Source organism: Treponema sp. JC4, assembly GCF_000260795.1.
Classification (GTDB): Bacteria; Spirochaetota; Spirochaetia; order Treponematales; family Treponemataceae; genus Treponema_D.
Genome location: NZ_AJGU01000003.1, coordinates 188,371 through 194,370, shown reverse-complemented (window position 1 = coordinate 194,370; position 6,000 = coordinate 188,371). Strand labels below are relative to the sequence as shown.

The window sequence follows — 6,000 nt, the reverse complement described above, 5'->3', positions numbered from 1 at the left end:
TGATGCCCTTTCCCACAGCTTCAGCCTTGGCTACATAACAAAAAAAGACGTTAAAATGGATAAAACTGCCCTTCACTACATTTCGGTAATTAAAAAGATTTTGAATTTGAAATAGTAAAAAAGACCTATAGCTTTTTCCTATAACTCTTATAAAATAATTATATTAGGCAAAGTTCTATAAAAAATATATACCTACTATATCACTAGGTTTTATTAAACCAGTACGGAGGTATCATATGAAAAAATCAATCACAAAAATTATTATTGCAACACTTATTGCAGCGACAATGACTTCTTCGGTATTTGCAGCAAAGGCAAAAAAGCCTAAAGCAAAGAAAATTCTGGTTGCAGTTGGTAACGCTTACAAGCCTTACTGCTACATTGACGAAAAAGGAAAACTTGCAGGCTACGAGTATGAAGTTTTGAGCGCAATTGATGAGCTTTTGCCTCAGTATGAATTCGAATATGAACCAACTCAGTTCACCAGCCTTTTTTCCGGTCTTTCTCAGAAAAAGTACGATGCTATTGCCCAGCAGATTGAGTATAACCCTGACCGCTATGAACGCTACGAGTTTACAAAAGAAACTTACACAACTTTTATTACCTACATCACTGTTTTGAAAGAAACTCAGGGAATTAATTCTCTTGAAGATCTGAGCGGTAAAACTGCCTATATTTCAAACGGAGACAATTCTCTCTGGTATCTTGAAGATTTCAACAAAAAACATCCTGGAAAAGAAATCAAAATTGAAACAGGAAACCTTTCTACAGACGAAAGAATGGCTGGTCTTAAGAGTCACCGCTGGGATTTTACAGTTTCTACAAAACGTGATGTTGAATCAAGAAACAAGGAATATGGCGATATCCTTAAAATCACAGGTAAACCGGTTCAGACTTCAAGCACTTACTTCCTTTTTCAGAAGGGAAATACAGAACTTCGAGATGCCTTTGACGGTGCAATCCGCGAACTTAAAAAATCAGGCAAGCTTCGTGAGATTTCAATCGCTGTAATTGGCGGCGATTACACAGAATCGGAGTAAAGAGAGGGGAAGCATGGTTGACTACTTTAAGTGGAGCAGAGTCTGGTCTGCCTTCGTTCAGATAATTCCCTGCCTTTGGATAACTCTTCTTGTAGTTTTCTGGGCAACACTTACGGGAATTATACTTGGATTTTTGCAGAGTCAAATCCGCATAAAAAGAACACCTGTTTTGTATCACCTCTCAACAGTGTTCATTTCTTTTATGAGGGGCACTCCGCTTATAGTTCAGCTCATGCTTGCATATTATTTTGTTCCAAAGTTTTTAAATATTTTTGGAATAAATGCGAACCGCTGGAATAAACTGATTTTTGCCTATATAGCCTATGGCTTAAATCAGACAGCCTTCGTCGGAGAGATGTTTAGAAGTTCTATAGAAGCCATTCCGCCCGGCCAGTTTGAAGCCGCAAAGAGTCTTGGCTTTAAGGAACTCCAGACTTACCGCTACGTTGTTCTTCCACAGATGACAAGAATCGTGCTTCCAGCCTTTGGAAACGATTTTGTGGGACTCTTTCAGGGAACGTCGCTTGTTTACCTCTTAGGCATCCTTGATGTTTTGGGAAGAGCGAAATCTGTAGGAACAAGCAGCGGTCATTTTCTGGAACCATATCTTGTGGCACTTTTGATTTACGTTGTCATAAGTTTGAGTTTGAATTTTCTTTTCAAACGGATAGAAAATCGCCTTGAAAAATGGCACTAAGCGGAGCAAGAAATGGATATTGATTTTAAGGCATTTTCAGACTCTTTTAAAAACGGAATTATTTATATTCCAAATACAATAAAGCTTATTCTAATTCCGCTTGTTATTGGATTTTTACTTGGCACCTTCCTGGCATATCTGCGCTACAAAAAAGTAAAAATTGCAAGTCAGGCTATCACAGCCTTTGTAACTTTTTACAGGGGCGTGCCGGTTATAATTGCCATGCTCATTTACAATCTGATTTTTCTTTTGTTTTATTCAAGCTGGCAGGCTTTTTTTCACTGGAAGAGAAATCTGCAGGATATAAACCTTTTATGGATTGCTATTTTTGCCCTCACACTTTCAGAAATCTGCGGTATGGAAGAAATTATGAGAACAGCCTTTCTGGGAATTGAAAAAGGACAGTGGGAAGCCGGAAAAAGCATTGGAATGAAGGAGCATCAGATAGTTCTGCATGTAATTATTCCCCAGCTGATTCCTATTGCCCTGCCAAACCTTACAAACCTGACTCTGGGACTTATAAAAAACTCTTCGGTTGTAATTTCTATTGGAGTTGTGGACATTATGGTAGGCTGTACAAAGCCTGCAGACATTACTTATTCATATTTTGAAGCATATCTTGCCGCCGCAATGATTTACTGGGGCATAAACATAATCGTGGAATTTTCGCTTAGAAAATACGAGCATTACAGTAAAAAATTCAGAAAAGGAGCTTTTGTATGAGCGAACCATTATTAAAAATCACAGATATCAGAAAAAGTTTTGATAAAAAAGAAATCCTTAAAGGGGTAAGTCTTGAAGTAAAAAAAGGAGAAGTTACCGTAATTCTTGGCCCAAGCGGATCCGGAAAAACTACCCTTCTCCGTACAATAAATTTTCTGGAAAAAGCTGATTCCGGCACAGTCCAGGTTGCGGGAATAAAAGTTGACAGTGCAAAACCTTCCAAAAAGGATGTACTTAATCTTACTAAAAAGACGGCCTTTGTCTTCCAGAATTATAATCTTTTTTCAAATATGACCGTGCTGGAAAACGTTATGGCGGGACTTACAATTGCCCGCAATGTAAATAAAAAAGAAGCCGAAAAAATTGCCCGAGAAGCCCTTGAATGGGTAAATCTTTCTGACCGGTCTGATTATTATCCGTGTAAACTTTCGGGTGGACAGCAGCAGAGAGCTGGAATTGCACGTGCTGTAGCCTTAAATCCAGAAGTGATTTTATTTGATGAGCCGACCAGCGCGCTGGACCCGGAACTTGTAGGAGAAATCCTTCAGCTTATTAAAAAGGTTGCCCAGAAAAATATAACGATGATTGTCGTAACCCACGAAATGAGCTTTGCCGAAGAAGTTGCCGACAAGGTTATTTTTATGGACGGCGGAGTTATAGTGGAAGAAGGCAGCCCAAGGGAGATTTTTTATCATCCGAAGGAAGAACGCACCAAAAAATTTTTGCACCGCATTCTTCCAATCGGCGAATACAATATTTAGCCGCATAAGGCAGGAAAAGCTTTATGGATATGACAAGCGGAAGAATTGTTCCGGTCTTTGTAAAATTTTCACTACCTCTTCTGCTTGGAAACCTCTTTCAGTTTTTCTACAGCACTACAGACATCCTGATTGTAGGAAACTACTGCGACACACCTTCCCTTGCCGCAATCGGAGCCAGCGCAAACATTATTTTTACGCTTACAGGCTTTTTTAACGGACTTGCAAACGGAGCAGGAGTTCTTGTAGCCCACCTTTACGGAGCAAAAGAAGGATGCAAAATCAGAAAAACAATCCATACAATTTTGCCGTTTTCTCTTGGACTGGGAATCATACTTTCTGCTGCCGGATTTTTTATTGCCCCCTTAATGCTTAAGATGATTTCCGTTCCGCAGGATGTTTTTCCAAAGGCCGACGCATACCTCCGTATTTTTTTTGCTGGCCTTACCTTTATCTTTTTTTACGGAATCTGTACGGGCATACTCCGTTCTCTTGGCGATTCAAAACGTCCGCTTTACATACTTTCGATTTCCGTCGTATTGAACATAATTCTGGACTTTATATTTATCTTAAAATTTAAGGCAGGACTTGAAGGAGCTGCCTGGGCAACAATCATTTCTGAATTAATCGCCGCAATTTTTGCCTTTATAATTTTAACCAGACGAATAAAAACCAAAGAAATATTTTCTGCCATATCAAATCAAATATGTAGTGTTGGCTTTGTAGTCCGCTCAGTTTTAAAACTTGGCCTTCCAAGTGCAATTTCAAACAGTATTTTAAATTTTTCCAACACTTTCATGCAGCGTTACATAAATGTCTTCGGTTCAGACTGTATGGCAGGCTGGGCAGTTTATACAAGATTCGACCAGCTGACAATTCTTCCAATGGTAAGCATCTGCATGGCAGCCACAACCTTTACCGCACAAAACTATGGAGCAGGAAAAATCGACAGGGTAAAAAAAGGAATAAAAATCTCCCTTTTGCTAGGTCTTTCAGTCATATTTTTGATTTCTCTCCTGCTCATAATTTTTGCCCAGCCCCTGATTTCCCTCTTTAATTCTACCCCCGGGGTTGTAGGTTACGGCAGCCTTTTTATGAGATGCTCTGCTTCTTTTTACGTCTTCTGCTTTTGCGCAATGCTTTTTGGACAAATTTCGCAAGGACTGGGGTATACAGTTCTTCCTACAAGCTTCACTTTTCTGGGCTTTGTTGTACTTCGTCAGACTTATTTATTTGTAATCACGCATATAACTTCTTCTGCCCTTTTAGTAGCTCTGGCCTACCCATTTTCCTGGCCTTTCACAATGGCACTCCAGATTTTATATCTGCGAAAAAAAATGAGCTTCCTGAAGCAGAAGCCCATAGTTTTTTAATGAAATATTTTTATTAATTAAAGTGTACTGTTATAAAATGAATCGCTGTAAATATCTTCAAGAAGTTTCAAACCTCCTGCATACCCAACAATACTGCTGTTTATAACGAACCTGTCTAAAACCGGATATGAAACATTTACAAAATGCGCGCCTAATTCCCTTGCAACCTTCTTTTCCCAGGTACTTCCGATTACCAGAGGAATTCCGCCAAAATCAAAGTCTTTAATCTTTTTATATATTTCATTTCCATCAACATTCCATTCAACTTCTGCCTGAATATCATAATTAAGTTTATTTAATTCAGTCCTTATAGAATCACGATATTTTTCCGGCGTATCATCAGTAATAAATATAGTAAGAGGAAATTCTCCCATATCATTAACAAGAAATCTGGTAATTCCAAGAGCATACTGGGCTTCAGAAACCACTGTAAAGCGTTTTCCAACAAGCTGAGGCTCAAGGAAAGTTTCTGCAAAGCGCTCTATGTAATAAAAGAACTCCGCTTCATTTTCTTTGATTACTTTTTCAACAAGCTCATTGTCTGCATGACAAAATTCCCCGACTGCCCTCAGAAATTTTGAAGTTTCTGCTGCCCCAATTGGAAGAATGGGATATTTCAAAAGAGGAATATCATATTTTTTTTCAAGATATTCAGCACTTTCACTTCCCTGCCATGGAGAAACCAGAACTGTATATTCTGCCTGTTTTAATTTTTTTATGTTTTCAATTGAACGTCCAAAACCAAAAATCGTATTTGGAGTAAGTCCAATTGACTGAATCAGTCTTTCAAGTTCTCGAAGATTTCCGAGCCAGAAAGGATCCTGTTCCGGAGTTCCTGCAAAAATATTTACAAGTCCCTTAATTTTAGGAGCAGGAGGTAAAGTCTTAAGATACTGTTCAAACAAAGCCTTTAAAATCCAGTCATGTCCAAGATAATTGTTTCCCTTAAAGCCCGGAGTCTTTGCCCAGATTACAGGCTTTTCGCTGTCAGAAAATTCTTCTACAACTTCCTGAATATCATCCCCGATAATTTCGGTTGTACAACCGGAAAGTACAATAAATAAATCTGCATCAATAACTTTCAGCGAATTTTCGATTGTATTACGAAGCTTTTTAATTCCTCCAAAAACAACTTCCTTTTCACTGACAAGCGAACAAGGATAAACATTTGCTGCATAATGTCCGCTGCTTCCGCTATTATCGTTCAATTTACTTGCACAGCCGGGGCCTGCATGTAAAACAGGAATTGCTCCCGGAATTGACTGAATCGTCTGCATTGCTGCCAGCGCGCATTTGAATCTTGGCTGATCTAAAACTTTTGCCATAATTTACTTTCCTTTTTGCTCTTATATTTACCTAGTAAACTAATAGGTATTTGTTGATATGAGCAAAAATATATATTTTGCCTT

Annotated in this window: 6 protein-coding genes; 5 read left to right on the top strand and 1 reads right to left on the bottom strand. The window is 38.6% G+C overall.

Going from position 1 to position 6,000, the window contains the following annotated elements:
* Positions 1 to 236: 236 nt before the first annotated feature.
* From MSI_RS03255 to MSI_RS03235, 5 genes are read left to right on the top strand one after another with little or no spacing between them, the layout of a single operon-like run.
* Positions 237 to 1,040, top strand: coding sequence for a transporter substrate-binding domain-containing protein (locus tag MSI_RS03255; protein ID WP_009103668.1), 804 nt, complete (start codon positions 237 to 239; stop codon positions 1,038 to 1,040).
* A 13-nt stretch (positions 1,041 to 1,053) separates the two neighbouring features.
* Positions 1,054 to 1,737 carry an amino acid ABC transporter permease gene (locus MSI_RS03250; RefSeq protein ID WP_009103666.1) on the top strand — a complete coding sequence of 228 codons (684 nt, stop codon included), beginning with the start codon at positions 1,054 to 1,056 and terminating at the stop codon, positions 1,735 to 1,737.
* A 12-nt stretch (positions 1,738 to 1,749) separates the two neighbouring features.
* On the top strand, positions 1,750 to 2,460 hold the full coding sequence (locus MSI_RS03245) for an amino acid ABC transporter permease (RefSeq protein WP_009103665.1): 711 nt from the start codon (positions 1,750 to 1,752) through the stop codon (positions 2,458 to 2,460).
* A complete protein-coding gene (locus MSI_RS03240; protein WP_009103663.1) occupies positions 2,457 to 3,221 on the top strand; it encodes an amino acid ABC transporter ATP-binding protein in 765 nt (254 codons plus the stop codon). The genes MSI_RS03245 and MSI_RS03240 overlap by 4 nt, the downstream gene beginning before the upstream one ends.
* A gap of 23 nt (positions 3,222 to 3,244) precedes the next feature.
* Positions 3,245 to 4,591, top strand: a complete 1,347-nt coding sequence (locus tag MSI_RS03235) for an MATE family efflux transporter (RefSeq protein WP_009103661.1) — start codon at positions 3,245 to 3,247, stop codon at positions 4,589 to 4,591.
* 17 nt (positions 4,592 to 4,608) lie between these two features.
* Here MSI_RS03235 and MSI_RS03230 read toward each other — a convergent pair whose 3' ends face one another.
* Complete coding sequence (locus MSI_RS03230; protein ID WP_009103659.1) at positions 4,609 to 5,916, bottom strand: nitrogenase component 1; 1,308 nt, start codon at positions 5,914 to 5,916, stop codon at positions 4,609 to 4,611.
* Positions 5,917 to 6,000 lie beyond the last annotated feature (84 nt).